The organism is Microbacterium sp. B19 (assembly GCF_000333395.1).
Classification (GTDB): domain Bacteria; phylum Actinomycetota; class Actinomycetes; order Actinomycetales; family Microbacteriaceae; genus Microbacterium.
In genome coordinates this window covers 1-1,980 of record NZ_BADA01000316.1, presented here as the reverse complement: position 1 = coordinate 1,980, position 1,980 = coordinate 1, and the positions used below count along the sequence as shown (strand labels likewise).

The 1,980-nt window shown below is 70.3% G+C and carries 2 protein-coding genes; both read left to right on the top strand.

Translation table 11 applies throughout. From position 1 onward, the window contains the following. Positions 1–1,123 (top strand): hypothetical protein (locus tag I5G_RS25875; RefSeq protein ID WP_026095857.1); only part of this gene is annotated, 1,123 nt, incomplete at its 5' end. Between the two features lie 319 nt (positions 1,124–1,442). Next, positions 1,443–1,976 (top strand): DUF6766 family protein, encoded by a 534-nt coding sequence (locus I5G_RS22005; protein ID WP_022879114.1) that lies wholly within the window; start codon positions 1,443–1,445, stop codon positions 1,974–1,976. The last annotated feature ends 4 nt before the right edge of the window (positions 1,977–1,980 follow it).

Below are 1,980 nucleotides of genomic sequence, written 5' to 3'. Positions count from 1 at the left end.
GTTGAACCTCCGGGCGGCCGTGCGGATGCCGTCCGGCGCACCGCCCCTCGACAAGGTCGTGCTCCAGCAGGTCACGTGGCCGCTGGAGGAGGTCGTCGGAGTGGATCTCGGCGACATCCGGGAGGTCCGCTTCCAGCCGCAGATCGGCGAGGACGGTGTTCCGTGGGGAGGCGTGTATCTGTCCGATCTCTCGTTCGAGTCACCCGCCACCGGAACACCGACGGTCGTCGCGCGTTCCGCGGTCAACATGGCGGAGACCCGCGTCGAGGAGAAGGCGGAGCCGTGGGAGGCGAAAGTCGCGGTGTGGCTCGACCGCCCCTCGGAAGAACCGGTCACGGCGTACGTGGGGATCGGCCCCGGGCCCTTCGGAGAGACGGGTCCGGCCGGTCTGGGTGCCGAGCGGGTGACCTTCGCGCCGGGTGAGACGTGTCTGCCGGTTCCGGTCCTGATCGTTGGCAACACGGATCCGTCCGGTACGGCGGTGTCCGTCGCGGGAACCGCCGTCACGACGAGTGGGACGGCGGTGTCGGGCGCGCAGGACTTCTCCGGCATCCGTGTCCGAGAGGACGACGGCGTGGAGGGAGGGGAGCCGGCCCCGGCCTTCGGTGCGCAGGGGGACGTCTGCGCGGAGCTGGCGGCGTCGCGCACCCCGGGCGTGCTGACGGTGTCGACCGACACACCGGCCCGGGGTCAGACGTTCACCCTCACGGCGACCGGCTTCCGGGTCGGCGAGGCGGTGACCCCGACGTTCGACGGCGTCCCGCTCTCCGCCGCGATCGCTGACGGGACCGGCACCGCGGTGATCGAGGCGCCTGTCCCGGGTCAAGCGAGGCTGGGAGAGACGAACGTCCGCGTCGAGGGGGCGGGGTCGGGTCGGGTCGAGGAGGCAACGGTTCGCGTGACGACGGCGACCTCGACGCCCACCCCGACCCCCACGCCCACCCCGACGCTCAGGCCTCTGCCAACTCCCACGCCGACCGTGACGTCCGCGGCCGCGTCGCGCGACCTCGCGGGCACTGGCCTGAAGGACGGGATCTGGGCGTGGGCGACTTTCGCGGGCGCGCTCCTTACCGCGACCGGGATCACTGTCGCGGTAGCGGGCCGCCGCCGGCGGGCGCGCTGAGACCGCGCGCGGGCGAGACACCCGCTGACGGGAGCGCCGGTTCTCCGCGTCATGCCACTCGGCGCCGCGCCGGACAAGGGGGATGCGCCCTGCGTCGACTCGGGTGCACTCTGGCGGGTGCATCGGGCCCGGGCGCGGTTCGGCTTCTTCTGCCGAGCAGCCGGGAGGGTCCGCGGAAAGTCGAAAGAGGAAACGCATGGATCACGAACCCGCCGAAGCAGGAACCGCGGGCATGCGGGCGATGTTCTGGGCCTGGATGGGGATCATCGTCGTCGGTCTCGCCGTGATGATCGTCCTCCCGCTGGCAGGGCGGTGAGGAATGCGACGCTTCTTCCGTGATCAGGGACTCAGCATCGCCTTCCTGATCATCTTCCTCGCCGCGCTGATCGGGCAGTCCTTCGCGGGGTACGCCAACAACAACGAGGAGCTCCAGCTCCACGGCCTCGCCACGATCGGGTACTGGGACTTCGTGACCTCGTCGGACTTCCTCGTCGACGTCGCGGAGAACTGGCAGTCGGAGTTCCTCCAGTTCTTCCTGTTCATCTTCGCGACGGTGTGGCTCGTGCAGCGGGGCTCTCCCGAATCGAAGAAGCCGGGCGACGAGGGCGTCGGTACCGACGAGGAGCAGCTCGTCGGTACCCACGCGCGCCCCGATTCGCCCCGCTGGGCCCGCGGCGGCGGACCCGCGGGGTGGGTGTACTCCAACTCGCTGCTCCTCGTGATGGGCGCGATCTTCCTGCTGTCGTGGTTTGCGCAATCCCTCGGCGGTACGACGGTCGCGAATGAGGAGAACGCACAGCACGGGATGCCGAGCGAGACGTGGCTGCAGTATGTGGCGTCCCCGGAATTCTGAATCG

Bases quoted from the DNA above. Each gene is read 5' to 3' on its own strand.
- I5G_RS22005 (WP_022879114.1), top strand. From the start codon at position 1,443: ATGCGACGCTTCTTCCGTGATCAGGGACTCAGCATCGCCTTCCTGATC.